The sequence below is a fragment of the Fusibacter fontis genome (assembly GCF_055378735.1).
This window is the reverse complement of record NZ_AP042445.1, coordinates 2919448-2936385: the sequence shown is the minus strand read 5'-3', so window position 1 is coordinate 2936385 and position 16938 is coordinate 2919448. Positions and strand designations below refer to the sequence as shown.

The window sequence follows — 16938 nt, the reverse complement described above, 5'->3', positions numbered from 1 at the left end:
TCTCCCTCAAATTGTTTTAAAATTTCTTACCGCCACCACCATGGCTCGTACCGCTACTCCCTCTATGGGTGGTAGAGGTATTGTTAGAATTTTGCTTTGGAATCGGCGTTTTTGAGATGCTTTCTCTGATATACGTATCCTCAGAACGTCTCAAATCAAATGATCCAGCAGACTCGTACGTTTGAAAATGAGTCGTATCTCTTCCTTTGCTATTGATGGATAACCCTAAAGTCGCAAGCACACTCACTGCCAGTGCTGCAAGGTATACCCACGGCGTGGTAACGAGCATGCCCACTTTTTCCAAATAGCTCATAGAATCCGTTGCATCATAAGAGGATTCGACCGTCACTTGTCCCGCTGGAATTCCGCGATCGAGGTACGTCTGAACATCCTCTAAAAAGACCTCACAACTTTCAAAGTAGTCTCCATCCGAGAGATATTCTGCGATTCGATCTGTCATCACATCAATACGACTGTCCGTAAAAACTTCAATCCCCATCCCTGTTGTAGACAGCCAAACTTCTCGGTCGTCCATATTGATAAGCATTAAAATGCCACTATTTCGGTCGTCCAGCCCATAGCCATTTTCATCATAAAAATCATCTGCATACGCCATAGAAGACTTACCATTCATCTGGTCGGTAATCACGATGACCACCTCGAAAGCATCTGTTTCGTTAATGCTTTCGATTCTTTGCGTTAAATCCATTTCTTCATCTGAAGTCAATGCTTCATATTCATCAATCACCACAGTTCCTTGAGCGAAGCTCACTCCAAGACATAAGATGATCACCATTAGGCACATTATTTTTTTATACAAACAAAGCACCTCCCAACACTGCAAGTACCCACGAAGCCGCAAATACAGCTGCTGCAAATGCCAATCTTTTTTGATTGCTAATCGGCGTCTCTCCTACGACTTTTCCCGTCTGTCCATTGATGATGAACATGTGATTTTTGCCATTATACACGTTATTCAGTAGATAAATAGGCATCAATGTGTATTGATGGTCGATTTGCGCGGCTTGAAAAGACTCGTGACTCGCTGAAAAATGATGATATTTATTAATCGATTGTTTAAACTTTTCATTCGCATACCCTTTGACGCGCATCAGCATGGTCTTTTGAGCATCGAGCGCTTCAACATCGTATCTCTCTGCTAAAAATCCAGATAAATACTGCATATTAAAAGGAACAAGTGCTTGATAATCATAGGGTTCAATTTTATGCATATATTGATCATCTAGTTTTTTTGAAGCATCCACCGGAACCTTCTCATACGCCACAGAGCCCTCGCGATAAACGCGATAAAACTGAGTTCTGGTATAGCGATAATCATGATCTTGCCATGAATTTACAATGGTACCTTCACCTTCAAGCATCCCATCAAGGGTTGAATCGAACATCCAAAAGGGTGCATAGATGCCTTTGATTTCTTCGACTTTTCGTTTTTGTTTAAAGGCATTCGGCGCAAAAAACCGCTTCTGAATCCACTGTTTATAGAGCGTTTCCGCTTGTTCTTGAGATAATTTAAACGGAATGACGTACTTCGGCTGAAATTTTCCTGTAAAACGCGATTTAATCACCGTTGGACTTTTGCAATAAAGACAAAATGTCGCCGTAGTTGTTTCATCCGCTAAAATGTCCGCGCCGCAATTTTGACAGTGATAGACATCTAATTCCGGTTGTTCGACATTGAGTTCTTCATCGTTTTGTGCTGTCGACGGCGCAGCTTCAAGCTGCACCAAATCAAAACTATTGAAACAATAATCGCAATCCCATTTCTGAGATTCTGGATTAAACGCTAAGGGCGCCTTACACGTTAGGCAGGCATAGTTTTTAACAGTTTCCATAGCGCCTCCTTAAGGTCGTTTGGTTCCACAATTGAGACAAAATGAGCCAGTCTCCATCTTAGTACCACACGAAGGACAGAACCATCTCGGTGATTGTTCTGGTCGAGCTGACCCACAGTTTACACAGAATTTTGCTTCTGCTGCACTTTGAGTGCCACACGAACACGTCCATCCACCTGCTACTGGCTGTGCGCCAGATTGCGGCTGAATGCCTGATTGCGGTTGAGCAGGGGCTTGTGGCTGTGCGCCTGCTTGTGGCTGTATGCCTGATTGTGGCTGTGCGCCTGATTGTGGCTGAGCGCCTGCTTGTTGTTGAGGCATTGCTCCGAATCCAGCGGCTGCATTCATACCCATGGCCATACCTGCAAAGCCCAACATCGCGCCGCCTTCATTGGAACCAGCCGCTTCGAGTCCAGCTGCCATACCCGCAGTCATACGCGCTGCTCGTGTATTTGGATCGAGTAAAAGTGAATCGCTTGCATATTGATCCAATAATTCATTTGTTTTATCGTCAAAGTGAATACCTGCAATTCCGACACTGTTAATAAGGAATCCGCGTTTTGCAAGCCACTCAGCATCAAGAACTTGCGCCATGAAAGTACCTAGTTCCATTTGTCTCATTTGAATCTCAGATACCGTGATGCCTTGTGTTGAAAGGTTTGCAAGCGCTGTTGAATATGCCATGATAAATTCATTGATGTATTGCTCAGCCAAATCATCCGATTCAAGCACGTCTTTACCTGTTTTACTACATACTTCAGAATAGAATAAAATTGGATCGGCAATCTTGATGGAATACGTACCAAAAGAAGTCACTTTACATGCGATAATTCTCCCCGGAACGAGCACGCGGTCTGCAAAAGAAACCGGATTTTTCGTCCCAAAGCGAATATTCGGAATTTCCATTTTATTGATATAATATACAAACTGTTTCGTTGGCGTTGATCCACTGTGTTTAAAGCGTTCCCACGAATCTGAGATCGTATTTAAAAATCCACCTGGTCTAGCGATGGCATTTTGCCCTGTGTTACCATATCCAGAAACATTGACACCCTCTGCTGACTTGAAGAAAATGGAAGGCGCACGGCTGTTATCTACTTGATAGTATCCCGCCTCGTCCGTTGCAGAGATGACTTTTCCACCATCGACCAAAATCATGAACGTATTTTCAGGTACGTGAATCACCGAACCGTTGCTAATGATGTCTGGGGTTCCGTTGTTTGTATTGCGCTTGTCGTCTTTTCTCACCATAATCCCCGGTGATGCCAACACAGTGTTATCCATTTTAAGTGGCTCAATCGTCTCTAACCACTGATCGGCAAGAGCGCCTCCTACTGCCTGAACTGCTGCTTTAATAATCCCCATAAATACCCATCCTTTCTCAACTTAATTGTTGTTTTGAATTCATGATGATACATCGAAGTATCATGCTTTAATTATAATGCGTCTATTGACAAGACTTTCATGATGCTGTGTCTAAGTTGTTATTTTTTAGTTCGTTATCCCCGCTGATAAGAATCAAAGAGCCAGATGCGGTCGTTAATTTCCGTTACGCCTGTTTGACAGTACTCACAATACGTACGCTCTCCGTTTTTTACGACAGGTGCGCCACAATTGGGACAGTTATGCCCTTTTAAAGACCCATCTCCAAGCACATTTTTGTTCTGTAAGTAAATGGCTTTGATCGTGTACTTGTGCTGTGTTTTAGGTGTGTCAGGGCTTCTATTTCCAATCGCATATCGATATTCAAGGGCGATATCCACATCGATTTCATAGCTGCCTTGCGCGTGTCGATACCGATTGATGGCGGATTTGTGTATCGCAATATCGTCAAAATACCACCGTTCGTTTTTTGAGCGATGATCCAAGATAACCGCGTCAACATGCTGAATGAGGTGCTCTGAATAACTCGGCTTAACCTCTAAGTGTTCCATTTCAATTGCGCTAAGAATCTCCACGAGGGTGTTCTCTGCTTGACTTAAAAAAGCGCCTGCATCAAATTCCGGAAAATCCCTACGAATGAGTTCACTATACGTCTGCGTCAAGTTTTGAATCTGCCTTGGCCGATTTTGTGCTTCTGCAGTTAGTTGTTTTTCAGCCATGCGCATCATATTGATGAGTGCTCTTAAATTCTTAAACAGCATGTAGCCCTCTTTCTTGAAATTTTCTGAATAAACTGTATGATTCAGGATTACTCTTATTTTATCATAGCGCTACCGGATTGAATATGGACTAAAACATTTTTATATATGAAATGGCCATGATCATCGCCGCTGCACCAAACATCGTGAAAATCAGTATCTTAAGTAAATTTCTTCTTCGATGGTCTAATTTTTGATACTGTTGACGATAAACCCTCATTTCTCGATCGTCATACTTGTTATACATTTTATTGGATTGAACTGGCGATTGATTTTTTTTATGACTTTCTATCGCATCATGTCCCCAAAACCTTTGTATTAAGGATTTCGCTGTTTCTTCATCCGCTTCATTTACACAGATCGAGGTACCCATATAATTTGTACCGCTATATATCTGAAGATATGAACCTGTACCTTCGTTTTTAATCGTAGAAACAATGCCATTTTCCTTTAATAACGTAGATACAAAGGATATTTCGCTTTCAAGTGTGGATTCATACACTGTTACCAATTGTACCGCTGGTTGCTGCGCCTTATTTCTATCATCTTGACTCTCTCTCATAAAATATCTCCTTTGATTCATATTATTAAATCAAATGTACCATATAAATATTAACACTCTCTTAAAAAATGATTATGACTCAGTTTTCAATAATAGGACCCTTCAGCAGATATTATGATGTCTCATTTTGACGCAACTTATTAATCAATTCAAAGTTTTGATTATTTGCAATATAATTAATATATAAATATTCTATAATTCTATTTTAAATCTCGCACACAACTAAATTGAATCAAATAATAAATTTGCGCAAACAGCAAAATAATCACTTTGCTCTATTGACTCTTGATTTTAAGCTCAGTTTATGACATGATAAGAGTGATGTAACAACTTAAAAAATGTTAAGCATTACTTGATGTGTCATTCCAATTATTAACAACTCATGTGCTTCTTTTAACCAAGTCAATGTTACAAATGGGAGGTTTAGTTGAAAAAAGAAATATCCTTATTGGTCGTTTTCATGTTATTCATCAGTTCCATTGTATCGCCAACATTTGCAAGTGATGCAGATGAAGAATCTTATGGCGAACTTTTAGCAACTTTAGGTGTTATTGCAGGTGATGAATCAGGTAATCTTAAAGGTGCTTCAAAAATCACCAGAGCGGAAATGGTTGCTATTTTAGTTAAATTAACTACTCCAAAAAATGATTCATTCGTACTACCAAGTACGCCATCATTTAAAGACGTTCCAGTGGATCATTGGGCATATGAATTTGTCGAACGCGCGAAAGCGAGCAACATTACACAAGGGATATCTTCAGATGTCTTTGGAGTAAATACCTATGTGAATTATGAGCAAGCACAAGCATTCTTGTTGAATTTATTGGATTTTAGCTATGAATGGGACGACGTTTCTTACATTTGCAGGAACGAAAGAATCTATATTTATGGTGTGCAGCCTTATGGAAAATCTGTTTCACGAGATATCGTTTTTGAACTTCTCGCTAAGGCACTTTTTGCCAAAAGAACAGGTGGTCAATTATTATGTACTTATGTAGCAGAGACGAGCAATTTAGGATGGGAACAATCTGATCTAGAGTATCTTGCCAACGGAATGCAAGCACTTGCATATACGGATGATGAAGTAGAATTCAAAAAAGTTCTGGACACAATTGATTTAACCACATGCACTTTCGACGAAAAATTGACCCCTTTAAGCGATCCAATTTGGAGCGAATGGAGTCCTTTTTACTCAAAACTATATGGTGTGTTTTTCTCCGGCGTTAAATTTGCTTCATCCACAAGTACAGCATTAAAGGATACAGCGAGCGACGCAACGATTAAAAACGGAAGTGTTGCCTTAAATTTGTTAATGCCAAGTTATGGTCAAACGCCTTTTCGACTAGAAATCGGTTCAAAGACGGCTACAATCCATATGCTATATCCTGATAAAACACTTCGAGTTGAAGATGTACAGCAATTTAAAGTGGATAAAGTATACAAATCAACAGCCTCTAAAAAAATCACATCAAAAACAATTGTTACCAACTTTATCGTGGACATGACTGATAGTGCAACGGGTTTCAAATACAAACTTGCCGTTGCTTTTAAGCCTAATGGCGATGTTTTGGGTGGCGTTATATTTGGAAAAGATTTAACGGTTTGGTTGCAATACTAGAAAATTATTTATTTTAAAAGGAGTATTTTATGAAAAAGGCAGTACTATTTATGTTCATTGTTGCGCTCATTTCTTTCAATACGCTCTCCTTTGCCGATGGCGTTGATTATGGCGCTGGTCTCCAAAAATTAGGCATCATCAAAGGCGATGCAAGCGGCAATTTAAACGGTGAAAAATCATTGACACGTGGAGAACTCATTGCCATGATCAGTGTAATTACGATGAAATCTAACGATACATTTGTCCCACCTGCAAAAGCATCCTTTAGTGATGTTCCTACAACGCATTGGGCCTACAAATTTGTAGAGTTAGCCAAAGCGAACAATCTGACACAAGGCATTGGAAATGGTAAATTTGGAATAACTGATCAAGTAACATATCGTCAAGCACAAGCATTTATGTTAAATGTTTTAGGATACGAAGTCGCTTGGGATGATGTTGCAGAAATCGCATTTGAAGTAGAACTAACTTGTGAAGGTGCAGGTACAAACAAACCATTTACTAGAGATATGATGTTCACAATTTTATGGAGAAGTTTAAACAAAATCGTTCTTGATGAAAATCTTCCGCTCATCCAAAAAATTGCAAATAATCAATTCATTCCAATTAGCGAAGCTGATGTAAAATACGTCATCGACGGTCTCATTTATCAGGAATAGGTTTCCTTATAATCACCACAAATACCTTCGTTAACGATTATCAAGTTAAAAAAAGAACCGGAGAACATTGTTTGTTTTCCGGTTCTTTTGCAGTGCTCTTAATCAATTCACATCCATTCCGCTTTTCATAAGCAATAGTTTTAATGATTTATAAATTTTGTCGAACTCTTCCTTATTTTCTAAATGGTCAGCATACATCTTTTTAGGATCAGAACCCATAGGGACCAAATCATTGCACATCCCTAATAGACTCATATTTAAATCATAGGCAGTTAAAAATACTCGCTTTGTGTATGGCGAATGAAAGCATTTATCGTACGATTGGTGGTAATCCCCCCACAAATAGTCTTCCTCTCCCTCTTCATCTTGTTCGCCAACTGGAGGCCAGATTTCGTCATAAAATTCTTTAAAACGATCATCCAATTCAGATGTTTCATTAAATATACCATATACATTTAAATCTATAGTTCCATCTTCCATAAGACCAGGGCCTCTATAGTTATACCAATAGTTTGCTTGTTCATCAAGTACTGCATTATTTTCTGATACAAATTCTAAAAACTCAGCGACATCGTTATAAAATACTTTTTCTCTTTTTTCATTTTCCTTATAAATACCGAACCCCACTATGATGATGATAATGGCAATTCCTAAAATAATTTTACTTTTATTTGATATCCTTCTCTTATTGGGATTCTCGATATCCTTCTTTTCCGAACTGATCATAAAATCGTCTCCCCTGTTATTCATTTGGATAAATATACCCTACTATTTTTCCATATTCTGTGGTGCTTAATGTCCGATACTGAAAAAGAACATCTGGATTTTTTCCTCTAAACAACGATTCCGAAATTGTGATGGTATTATTACCAATTCCTTCAACAATCGCAACATGACCATAACTAAATACAGCAATTGCGCCTAACTTAGGTGTATTTCCGTATTTGTATTTTGGATTGTTTGTTCCATAGTAGTTCTTGTTTGCATTCCACCATTGTGAAGCGTCTCCAAATCGACTTCCTACACCTGAAATTCCATATAACTCAAGAATTCTACCACACACATACCAAGTACAGTTTCCTTGTATCACCTTTTGATACTCTGTATCGAAAGCACCTGGCGAGAAGTTTGGATAAAATATATTTGATTTTGAGTAGTAATTTTTATCCGAAGTTGAAGGGGCAACTGTTCTCGGTGTCCAAGCGGATGATTCAATGGTCCATCTTTGATTCACATCTGACGTATCCAGTGTTTTAAGTTCAATATTGCTACCGTTTATTCCTAAAGCAAGATCAGAATAATGAACCGGCTGAATCGAGTAGTAGCCATCTGACAATTTGACGAGCTTCCATTCTTGATCTTTCCAATATGATTTTGAGTAATCTACATTCAACTTCCATAAGTCTATGTTCGTTCCGTTTTTACGCGTCGAATAATCGTTACCACCTATATCCACCACCAGATTAGGTGAGCAAACAGACCATATGCGATAGGCATTTTCAATTTTTTCTATTTTAAATAACTGTGCTGAATTTCCAACATAATTCGCCAATTGCAGGTTCGTTCCATTCGCAGTTCCATAATTGGCAACATCCAGTGATGAGTTTGTACTCGCTTGTTTGATACTATAAATACCCGTTGACAACTCAGCATTCGGTGCAGGTGTTGGTGTTACAGGCGCTGGAGTAACCGGTATTGGCGCTGGAGTAACCGGTATTGGTGCTGGTGTCACGGGTGCTGGAGTTACTGGTGTTGGCGTCACCGGCGCTGGTGTTACTGGAGCTGGTGCTGGTTCCGGTGTCGCTGGAGCTGGCGTTACAGGCGCTGGTTCTGGTGTCGCTGGCGGTAAAGTGAAATTCGCTTGTGAGGATGGTCTAGAAACATGAACAGAAGTCGTTGTCGAATTCCAATAAACTGTCGCGCCTAAACTTTCAGAGATAAATTTAATTGGCACAAATGTCCTGTTATTAAACAGAATTGCTGAAACTTCCAACGTCACCGCTTTACCATTAACAAAAGCGACTTTGCTTGAAATCGGTAAAATCATTTCAATCTGATTGGATTTTGCAATCACGCTCTCCGATTGAGCATCCCATTTCGTTTCCAGACCAAAGGATTCTAAAATCACCTTCAAAGGCACAAGAACTCTACCGTTGACATTGATTGGTTGGACATCTAAAACAAGTTTTTGATTATCTACATAAATTTCAATACTTTGATCTGCACCATAAGAAAATGTCGACATCATGCCAAATAATATCATCAGCAATCCCAACATCACGCATATTTTTTTCATGACTTCCTCCTATTTATACTCTGAACTGTGAATTAAGAATCGTGCTCATTTTATTATGCATCGAATCTCATACTTTCCTGTTCGACAAAAATGGCATTCAACTCTTCAACCATCTTCAGTATTTCTTGATGCATTGAATCATATTTCAATCCGAACTTTAACACTTCCTCAGCAGCATCGTAATTTTTACAGTCGATGAAATATCTTGCCTGTCGTACATGCTCATTTAAGCATTTTACCTTCATTTGCCTAGAGATTTCACTTTCTGGATTGCTTTTGTAAGTCTCAAGCCATGTATCATACATCTCTTGAAAATAATTTGAATCAAACATCAATTGAGTTTGAAGATCTAAGTGCGGTTTATTTTCACTAACTTGAGTATTCACTTCATTTTGTGTATTTAAACGACTATGACTTTGATGATTTTGTTGACTTTGATGACTTTGATGACTTTGATGACTTTGATGATTTTGTTGACTTTGATGATTTTGACCTACTACTTGTTTCGATAAATACATCCCCAAAATAACTCGTGCAGCTATGGCTACCACAATAATAAACATTGGAACCATTGTCGTCTCCAGTGTTCCCCGCATCATTTCAAGTTCATAACTACTCGAATAAATTTCTTCGTTTAACACGTAAAGCAACATGTAATAAAGAACACAAGTTAAACCAGTCACCAATAACGCAATATTGCCCAGCATTTTAGTGACCTTATTTTTAATGACGATCCATCCTGCAGCAGCAAGATTTATTCCTATAATGGCAAGTGCCATTGTTTTATAAAGCATCGATAATCCTGCAAGATCAGAACTTGAAACGTAGTCATTGAACGCATTCAATAGATCGGATATTTGAAACAGCGAATAGTAGACCTCTATCCTCTCAGAAGAACCGAAAAATTCAAATACATCATTAACAGAATTCATGCTCGATACATAAAGCCATTTTTGAGTTGCTAATAAAGCAATACCGATATAAGCAATTACTAGGATAAATTTTAACGACTTTAATTGGCTGACTACTTGTAAGGATTGTGAACTCTGTAAATGTTGTGTATTCTGTGAGTATTGTGTATTTTGTGGCACCGTTTGTTGATTTGCACTCACTTTTGCGCCACACATTTCACAAAAAATCGAATCCGATCTTAATGAAGCTCCACAGCTTGTACAAAATCGAGGTGAAGAGACAACATTTTGAACCATTGGCCTTTGAACACGTGTCACTGAAATTGCCATGTAGTTGATATAAACAATCCATCCGCTAAATGCCGCTAAAAGAAGAAGAATAACTGTAAATATTGCTCCTCCCATCTCAAGATTGACGAAAAAATAAACGCCCCAAAGGCAATACCCTATAATACAGACATTTGAAACAATATACACGATGCTCCATGTTTTATTCTTTTCAGTAGGATTTTCTCGAAATCTTTTTGGCTGCATCAATGCTAATACCATCATGACGATCATAACAATAAAAAACATAATTTTTCCCCCATTTCATTTTTGTACTGTCCCATTCATTTCATCATTGCATTATGCTAAAATGCTGATCACTGTTCATCAGTTTGTCTCTGACCGCCTCTATTTTATGACTAAATATTAACATTTACAACCCATATTGCCTATTTGGTGTACTTTTATGTCTATTCCGTTACAATTAATCGGCAAACGAATCAAATTCACGTGCATTTTTAATGGGTATTGCACCTGAATGAGTTAATAGATAAAATGAGGTAGAGGTGATTCGATGCTGTTATATTTTATTCAAGATACGCTATTACTCATGATGGGTGTGTACATTCTGTCACGATTTGTTGATGCAAAAAAATTCCCGGTTTTTAGAACCATCATTCTCTTTGGCATGAATGTGATCCTGATGGATATCTGGTACCCAGATTCTTTTAAGCTGTATATTGACTTGTCATTAAGTGTTTTTTCCCTACTGTTTTTAGTTTATTGGCTTCATTATTTTACGAAATCCATAATAGATTCCTTGGTCATTTATTGTCTTTGTAGTATTTATAGACTAATAATTAGCATTCCTTTGGGGCTAGTATTTAGCTTTTTATTTCCTGATGAAATGATGAAATCGGGACCACCCAATTTCACTTTAGGCATAATATTGATTGCTTTTATCATGATTACGACTTATTTTATCGACCGAAAATGGCCACTAGTAAAATTTTCAATCAAGGTAATCGAATTAAAACCTAACATAAAGCTGGTAATTGTCAGCATTTTCATGTGTTATCATCTTCTAACTGATATTGTTATCACATATACAAACCACCTCGTTAGCTCTACCTCCCTATTAGACATTCTCTTTTTTTATACAGAAGTCTTACTGGCTTTTTTTGTATTTAGATCGTACAAGCAAAATCAATTGGCGCAAGAAAAATCACTTTTTTACAATCAATACGTAGAGGGTGTCTATCATCTACTAGATGACTATCAACAGTCCTATCTCGACCATAAAAAGCATCTCGAAACATTTTCAAGCGACAGTTTCACCGTTACTAATGATCACAGCCATTTTTCAAATTTAAGTCAATTGAAAAACAAAGTCCTCGCAGCGTTTTTATATGCACAAACTTTAGAGGCAAAGAAAGTAGGCGTTCAGATTGCGCTTCATATAGAATCATCGATGGAAACATGTACACTCAGCAACTATCAAATCATCGAAATTTTCGGCATCGTGGTCAACAACGCCATTGAAGCTGCTAAAAATACACAGGATGGCGCAGTAAATCTTCTCATTTCTGATATAATGCATCCTTCATCGTATAAAAAAACATACAACGTATCTGTTTCGAATAGTTGTATGCCTTTATCGCCAAGTGATATTCAAAATTTATTTAAAAAGGGATTTAGCTCGAAAAACAAACACTCAGATTCTAAAAGAGGGATCGGACTTTACAAGCTAAAACAGCTCATGCATCACCGCGGAGAACTCAATGTCGAATATCATGAAACGTCTTCAACTTTTGAGATTCAATTGTCATTTTCATAAACGACTTCTCGCGTAAAGCTTTGAAACTCAAAAATATGTTTCTTGGACGATGCTTATTATTACAGTTTTGCTCCTAATTGAGTTGATGGATTAAATGAGGAAGAGGTGATTCGATGCTGTTATATTTTATTCAAGATACACTATTACTCACTATGGGGATGTACATTCTGTCACGATTTGTTGATGCAAAAAAGATACCTATTTTTAGAACATTTGTTATTTTTAGCTTAAATGTATTTTCTATGGATATCTGGCATTCAGTTTCTTTTAATCTGTATAGTGAATTTTTATCAAATGTTATATCCTTGCTTATTTTCGTTTACTGGCTTCATTATTTTACAAAATCTACAATAGATTCCTTGGTCATTTATTATCTTAGTACCATTTATCGATTGATATATCTTCCATTGGGTTTAGTTATTAGCTTTTTGTTTCCAAAAGAAACGATGAATCCAGGATTACTCAATTTCATTTTAACCACAACAATGATAACATTTATCATGACTACGACATATTTTATCGACCGAAAATGGTCACTGGTAAAATTTTCGATTAAGTTAATCGAATCTAATTCTAACATTAAGCTGATAATCGTAAGCCTTTTCTTGTGTTATGATTTTCTCAATGATATTGTCACCACATATTTAAACTCTTTCATCGGCTCTACTTCGCAATTAGACATTCTCTTTTTTTCTACTGAATTATTACTGGCTTTTTTTGTATTTAGATCGTACAAGCAAAATAGATTGGCTCAAGAAAAATCACTTTTTTACAATCAATACGTAGAGGGGGTCTATCATCTACTAAATGACTATCAACAGTCCTATCTCGACCATAAAAAACATCTCGAAACATTTTCAAGCGACAGTTTCACCGTTTCTTATGATCACAGCCATTTTTCAAATTTAAGTCAATTGAAAACTAAAGTCCTTGCAGCGTTCTTGTTTGCACAAACTCTAGAGGCAAAGAAAGTCGGCGTTCAGATTGCGTTTCATATAGAATCATCGATGGAAACATGTACACTCAGCAACTATCAAATCATCGAAATTTTCGGCATCATGGTCAACAACGCCATTGAAGCTGCTAAAAATACACAGGATGGCGCAGTAAATCTTCTCATTTCTGATATAACGCATTCTTTATCACATAAAAAAACATACAACGTATCTGTTTCGAACAGTTGTATGCCTTTATCACCAAGTGATATTCAAAATTTATTTAAAAAGGGATTTAGCTCGAAAAACAAACACTCAGATTCTAAAAGAGGGATTGGACTATACAAGCTAAAACAACTCATGCATCACCGTGGAGAACTCAATGTCGCGTATCATGAAACGTCTTCAACTTTTGAGATTCAATTGTCATTTTCATAAAACGACTTCTCGCGCCAAGCTTTAAAACTCAAAAATACGTTTCTTGGACGATGCTTATTTCAATTTGTGCGTGGTCATTTTTGCGAACGAACAAATCGCAATTCAGGTGATGCGTCATCTCTTTCTTAAACTGATTGGTTTTATAATAAGGAAATTCAAATGATGTAAATTCTACTATGATTGTGAGTTTACACAGTTTCTCTTTAATTTCACTGGATATAATGAGGCGTCCATTTGGTATATCTGACACATGCGCCTCTTTATTGTCTTTTAAACTTTCTAAAAGTCGATTCAATACATTTACTAAAACTAAAAGCACTTCATATTTTCGGTCAAATGCTCGTTCATGATGAAGACTTTGATCCACCTCTAACTCGATTCCAACTTCATCAAATTTCATTCGATATGAAAATATTAACACCATCAGAATAGAACTTTGAATTTGACTGATTGCCTGCCAATCAAACTGATCATTCATTTCCGTAAGATACGTCTGAACGTCTTCATTTGAATACATGTCAGGATGACTTTTCATCATACTCAAAGTGGCGTAATGATTGCGATAATCATGATTCACTTTTCGAAAATCTTCAAAAATAACATCTAATATCGGGATGAATACTTCCAGAAGCTGATTTTTTTCAATTTCATTTTTATCTTTAATTCGCTGTGCTGAAATGTACATTAATACAATGGTCAATACACCTACAAGCGCTAAAAAAAGAGATAAATACCGTTCCATGATCATTCCTCATCTCGTCACGATTAAAGTGAAAAATACTCTTTCACACTCTGTGTAAAGTTTCTACCTATTGGAAGTTCTGTTTTTTGTCCTTGTAAATGGATCAATTTGTCTGAGAAGTTTACAGCTTTTATTTTCTCGCGATTCACGATAATCGACTGGTGAATCTGTAAAAACTGATCGGAAAGTAGGATTGCAAAATCCTTGAGCGGCATGGATTTATAATCTATATAGGATTGATCAAAATGAATCCGTATCTTACGACTTAAATACTCGACAAAATAGATATCCTTCTCGTTAATCCATTGATTGTGGGTTCTGAACTTGAGCAAAAGTTTATTTTCACTAACGGGTTTCGTCGTCTCCCACGAATCCATCAACTTGCTCACCACACTGATTAAGGTAGTTTCTGAAAAGGGTTTGGTTAAATACGAATGACAGTGTGTAAATCGATACGCTTCAAGTTCTTTTGTGGCATCTGCAGTAATGAAAATAACCGGAGTCATATAATGCTTTGGGTGCTCCCTCAGCCTTTTGATCACGTCAATTCCACTGAAATCCGGAAGTCCAATATCTGCAATAATCAAATTGATGTCCTTTTCATTTCCAATTTTAATGGCATCCATCCCATTGTCTACCGTATATATGTCTTCAACTTTAAATGTCCGAAGGATTGCCTCTTTAATCAAATCACTGAGCTTTTTACAATCTTCTATCACAAGTAACTTCATCACCATGACGCTCCTATCTGGATTTTGTCCGCGTATCTAAAGATAAATGAAACTGATTCTCTTTCTAATCATATAATAAAATCCGTTAATAATCAAATCGTTTCACGTTCAAATTCAACTGACAAAAATAAGGAACAGCGATTTAAATCACTGCTCCTATCATAACATTCAAAGGTGTTATTTCATCAATATTCCACATAAAATCTATAACCACCCACACTTTGTTCATAACTGCCCCTAACGGTAAAATAATTGATGATACCTCTATCAGAATAAAAATATAATGGACCAAGTCCTCCATAGGCACTGCCGTTTTTAACTTTCACAACAAAACTTGGCGTCTGATTTTTCATATTGGCGATGAGGATTTTGATAAAATCTTCTTGTGTCTGTGCTGTTTTACCAATCATCTGCTGCCAATCAGGTTGATATTCAGGCATGTTATAATCAGCCCCATTCCAGTAGTGTGTTTGTGTCAATGACTTAGCTAAAATATCAAAGTATCTTCTTGAAATGCTCTTTGGATTTTTAACATTTGGCAAGGGGTCATCCCATGTGACGTCGACAAATCGCCATTTTCCGTCGTAAAAAACGCGATTCCACAAATGCGTGTCACTCGCAGCGATTCCATATTGCAGTGTTGAAGGAATCCCCGCACGAATACACATTTCATGTAATAAAGTCGCGTAGTCTTGACACACCCCTGTTTTTGCAGAGAGCGTAATGTTATTGCCATAGGTATATTTTTGATTCGCACTTGCGATTGCCTGTTCTGTTCGTATAGCATCCGCCGTATCATAAGTAAAATAATTCGTGTTGTATTCCAGTGTTCGCACAATGTAATCGTGAATCAATTCTAGCTTTTGTTTTGGCGTCTTGCCAGATAATGCCAGAGTCTTTAAGGCCTCATTGACGAGGTCTTTCTCAATCGCAGGTGTTTTTTCTGGCAACATATCTTCAAATAGGTTTATCGTTTTTTTCGTATGATCATATCGAACTGAGGTGATGGACTTAAAAGCTTCAAGGTCTATTAAAATCAACTGATCGCCTAATTCATATAAAGCATTTTTAAAGTGGATCTCATCAGACTCAACACTTAATGTTAAATAGCGTTTCATCGGTTTTATAGTTCCCACCGTTTGATGATCCGTCACACTGACCGGAGACTCTAAAACTGTTTCAACTTCTCTGAGTTCAGTAGGTTCACATTTAAGATAAACGTGCGGGTCAATATATAAATACGAAAATAATGAACTATAGCGTATGTCAAATCCTGTGTTGCAAAACGCATAGTAAAAGCGGTCGCCAATCTTATAGACGCCCTTTTGCGGTTGAGCACCGAAGTGTATCGTATAATCTGTCGCTGTAAGTGTCGTCGAAGTGTTTTCACCTATATCTGTGAACTTTAATGTTTTAGGATTTTGAGGATCCGTTATATGAATTGTACTTGTCGAGGCATCCCAATTAATTTGATAACCTAATAGCGTCGCAACATCCTTCATTTTAATGTGATTTCGCCCCTCAATCAGATAACTTTGTAGAAGATAATTTTGTCCATTGATGTTCACACTCATCTCGTTGGGTATTGCCTTTCTTGTCTGATCTCTCGGTAAATTGTCATCATCCCAGTCATGGATGTAGCCATCTCTTTTTATCAACTGCGTCACTTTGGTTTCAGAGTCCCATTGAATGTTAAATGCCATTTTAGAGTTGCTCAGAAGATACGCAATATCTGTGAGTTTTAAATACGTCGCACCTTCTATCACATACGAATCTACCTGAGTAAGTAAATCGTCTACAATCACAGCTGATTTTCCAACTTTAACGGCAACATAATCCTCACTTGCATAATTCGCTGTAGATAACAATGGCACTATAATAAGGGTCAATACAACTACATAAAAAATACATCTCAACCGTCTCAACATGAGTTAGGCCTCCTCAATGA

At 37.4% G+C, this 16938-nt stretch carries 15 protein-coding genes; 4 read left to right on the top strand and 11 right to left on the bottom strand.

Translation table 11 applies throughout. From position 1 onward, the window contains the following. Positions 1-16: 16 nt before the first annotated feature. The 5 genes from ACZ41W_RS13190 to ACZ41W_RS13170 all read right to left on the bottom strand — a co-directional run bounded on the left by ACZ41W_RS13190 (position 17) and on the right by ACZ41W_RS13170 (position 4556). The gene (locus tag ACZ41W_RS13190; protein WP_464312448.1) at positions 17-820 is read right to left on the bottom strand and encodes a TPM domain-containing protein; all 804 of its coding nucleotides are present in this window, start codon (positions 818-820) and stop codon (positions 17-19) included. Then, positions 813-1853 (bottom strand): TFIIB-type zinc ribbon-containing protein, encoded by a 1041-nt coding sequence (locus ACZ41W_RS13185; RefSeq protein WP_464312447.1) that lies wholly within the window; start codon positions 1851-1853, stop codon positions 813-815. Before ACZ41W_RS13185 ends, ACZ41W_RS13190 begins: the two co-directional genes overlap by 8 nt. A gap of 9 nt (positions 1854-1862) precedes the next feature. Next, positions 1863-3218 carry an SPFH domain-containing protein gene (locus ACZ41W_RS13180; RefSeq protein ID WP_464312446.1) on the bottom strand — a complete coding sequence of 452 codons (1356 nt, stop codon included), beginning with the start codon at positions 3216-3218 and terminating at the stop codon, positions 1863-1865. 134 nt (positions 3219-3352) lie between these two features. Further along, a complete protein-coding gene (locus ACZ41W_RS13175) occupies positions 3353-3997 on the bottom strand; it encodes a hypothetical protein (protein WP_464312445.1) in 645 nt (214 codons plus the stop codon). An 88-nt stretch (positions 3998-4085) separates the two neighbouring features. After that, entirely contained in the window at positions 4086-4556 is a 471-nt protein-coding gene (locus ACZ41W_RS13170) for a putative signal transducing protein (protein ID WP_464312444.1), read from the bottom strand. A 427-nt stretch (positions 4557-4983) separates the two neighbouring features. Here ACZ41W_RS13170 and ACZ41W_RS13165 point away from each other — a divergent pair, with 427 nt between their 5' ends. Together ACZ41W_RS13165 and ACZ41W_RS13160 are read left to right on the top strand one after the other, a co-directional pair. Further along, a complete protein-coding gene (locus ACZ41W_RS13165) occupies positions 4984-6174 on the top strand; it encodes an S-layer homology domain-containing protein (RefSeq protein WP_464312443.1) in 1191 nt (396 codons plus the stop codon). A gap of 29 nt (positions 6175-6203) precedes the next feature. Continuing rightward, complete coding sequence (locus ACZ41W_RS13160) at positions 6204-6833, top strand: S-layer homology domain-containing protein (RefSeq protein WP_464312442.1); 630 nt, start codon at positions 6204-6206, stop codon at positions 6831-6833. A 102-nt stretch (positions 6834-6935) separates the two neighbouring features. On the opposite strand, the gene ACZ41W_RS13155 is transcribed toward ACZ41W_RS13160, so the two are convergent. The 3 genes from ACZ41W_RS13155 to ACZ41W_RS13145 are packed head-to-tail and all read right to left on the bottom strand — an operon-like array spanning position 6936 to position 10616. After that, a complete protein-coding gene (locus ACZ41W_RS13155; protein WP_464312441.1) occupies positions 6936-7559 on the bottom strand; it encodes a hypothetical protein in 624 nt (207 codons plus the stop codon). A 16-nt stretch (positions 7560-7575) separates the two neighbouring features. After that, a complete protein-coding gene (locus ACZ41W_RS13150; RefSeq protein WP_464312440.1) occupies positions 7576-9129 on the bottom strand; it encodes a stalk domain-containing protein in 1554 nt (517 codons plus the stop codon). A 53-nt stretch (positions 9130-9182) separates the two neighbouring features. After that, positions 9183-10616, bottom strand: a complete 1434-nt coding sequence (locus tag ACZ41W_RS13145) for a zinc-ribbon domain-containing protein (protein WP_464312439.1) — start codon at positions 10614-10616, stop codon at positions 9183-9185. Between the two features lie 265 nt (positions 10617-10881). Here ACZ41W_RS13145 and ACZ41W_RS13140 point away from each other — a divergent pair, with 265 nt between their 5' ends. Both ACZ41W_RS13140 and ACZ41W_RS13135 read left to right on the top strand, forming a co-directional pair. After that, a complete protein-coding gene (locus ACZ41W_RS13140) occupies positions 10882-12144 on the top strand; it encodes a sensor histidine kinase (protein ID WP_464312438.1) in 1263 nt (420 codons plus the stop codon). A gap of 113 nt (positions 12145-12257) precedes the next feature. Then, entirely contained in the window at positions 12258-13517 is a 1260-nt protein-coding gene (locus ACZ41W_RS13135) for an ATP-binding protein (RefSeq protein WP_464312437.1), read from the top strand. Between the two features lie 28 nt (positions 13518-13545). Here ACZ41W_RS13135 and ACZ41W_RS13130 read toward each other — a convergent pair whose 3' ends face one another. The 3 genes from ACZ41W_RS13130 to ACZ41W_RS13120 all read right to left on the bottom strand — a co-directional run bounded on the left by ACZ41W_RS13130 (position 13546) and on the right by ACZ41W_RS13120 (position 16918). After that, the gene (locus ACZ41W_RS13130; RefSeq protein ID WP_464312436.1) at positions 13546-14259 is read right to left on the bottom strand and encodes a hypothetical protein; all 714 of its coding nucleotides are present in this window, start codon (positions 14257-14259) and stop codon (positions 13546-13548) included. 23 nt (positions 14260-14282) lie between these two features. After that, complete coding sequence (locus ACZ41W_RS13125; RefSeq protein WP_464312435.1) at positions 14283-14990, bottom strand: LytR/AlgR family response regulator transcription factor; 708 nt, start codon at positions 14988-14990, stop codon at positions 14283-14285. A gap of 185 nt (positions 14991-15175) precedes the next feature. After that, a complete protein-coding gene (locus ACZ41W_RS13120) occupies positions 15176-16918 on the bottom strand; it encodes a transglutaminase domain-containing protein (RefSeq protein WP_464312434.1) in 1743 nt (580 codons plus the stop codon). Between the last annotated feature and the right edge of the window lie 20 nt (positions 16919-16938).

What these genes read in the sequence shown, in the direction of transcription:
- ACZ41W_RS13130 (WP_464312436.1), bottom strand. Translation starts at nt 14,259, where the DNA reads ATGGAACGGTATTTATCTCTTTTTTTAGCGCTTGTAGGTGTATTGACC.
- ACZ41W_RS13145 (WP_464312439.1), bottom strand. Translation starts at nt 10,616, where the DNA reads ATGTTTTTTATTGTTATGATCGTCATGATGGTATTAGCATTGATGCAG.
- ACZ41W_RS13125 (WP_464312435.1), bottom strand. Translation starts at nt 14,990, where the DNA reads ATGAAGTTACTTGTGATAGAAGATTGTAAAAAGCTCAGTGATTTGATT.
- ACZ41W_RS13140 (WP_464312438.1), top strand. Translation starts at nt 10,882, where the DNA reads ATGCTGTTATATTTTATTCAAGATACGCTATTACTCATGATGGGTGTG.
- ACZ41W_RS13180 (WP_464312446.1), bottom strand. Translation starts at nt 3,218, where the DNA reads ATGGGGATTATTAAAGCAGCAGTTCAGGCAGTAGGAGGCGCTCTTGCC.
- ACZ41W_RS13160 (WP_464312442.1), top strand. Translation starts at nt 6,204, where the DNA reads ATGAAAAAGGCAGTACTATTTATGTTCATTGTTGCGCTCATTTCTTTC.
- ACZ41W_RS13135 (WP_464312437.1), top strand. Translation starts at nt 12,258, where the DNA reads ATGCTGTTATATTTTATTCAAGATACACTATTACTCACTATGGGGATG.
- ACZ41W_RS13185 (WP_464312447.1), bottom strand. Translation starts at nt 1,853, where the DNA reads ATGGAAACTGTTAAAAACTATGCCTGCCTAACGTGTAAGGCGCCCTTA.
- ACZ41W_RS13170 (WP_464312444.1), bottom strand. Translation starts at nt 4,556, where the DNA reads ATGAGAGAGAGTCAAGATGATAGAAATAAGGCGCAGCAACCAGCGGTA.
- ACZ41W_RS13150 (WP_464312440.1), bottom strand. Translation starts at nt 9,129, where the DNA reads ATGAAAAAAATATGCGTGATGTTGGGATTGCTGATGATATTATTTGGC.
- ACZ41W_RS13175 (WP_464312445.1), bottom strand. Translation starts at nt 3,997, where the DNA reads ATGCTGTTTAAGAATTTAAGAGCACTCATCAATATGATGCGCATGGCT.
- ACZ41W_RS13120 (WP_464312434.1), bottom strand. Translation starts at nt 16,918, where the DNA reads ATGTTGAGACGGTTGAGATGTATTTTTTATGTAGTTGTATTGACCCTT.
- ACZ41W_RS13155 (WP_464312441.1), bottom strand. Translation starts at nt 7,559, where the DNA reads ATGATCAGTTCGGAAAAGAAGGATATCGAGAATCCCAATAAGAGAAGG.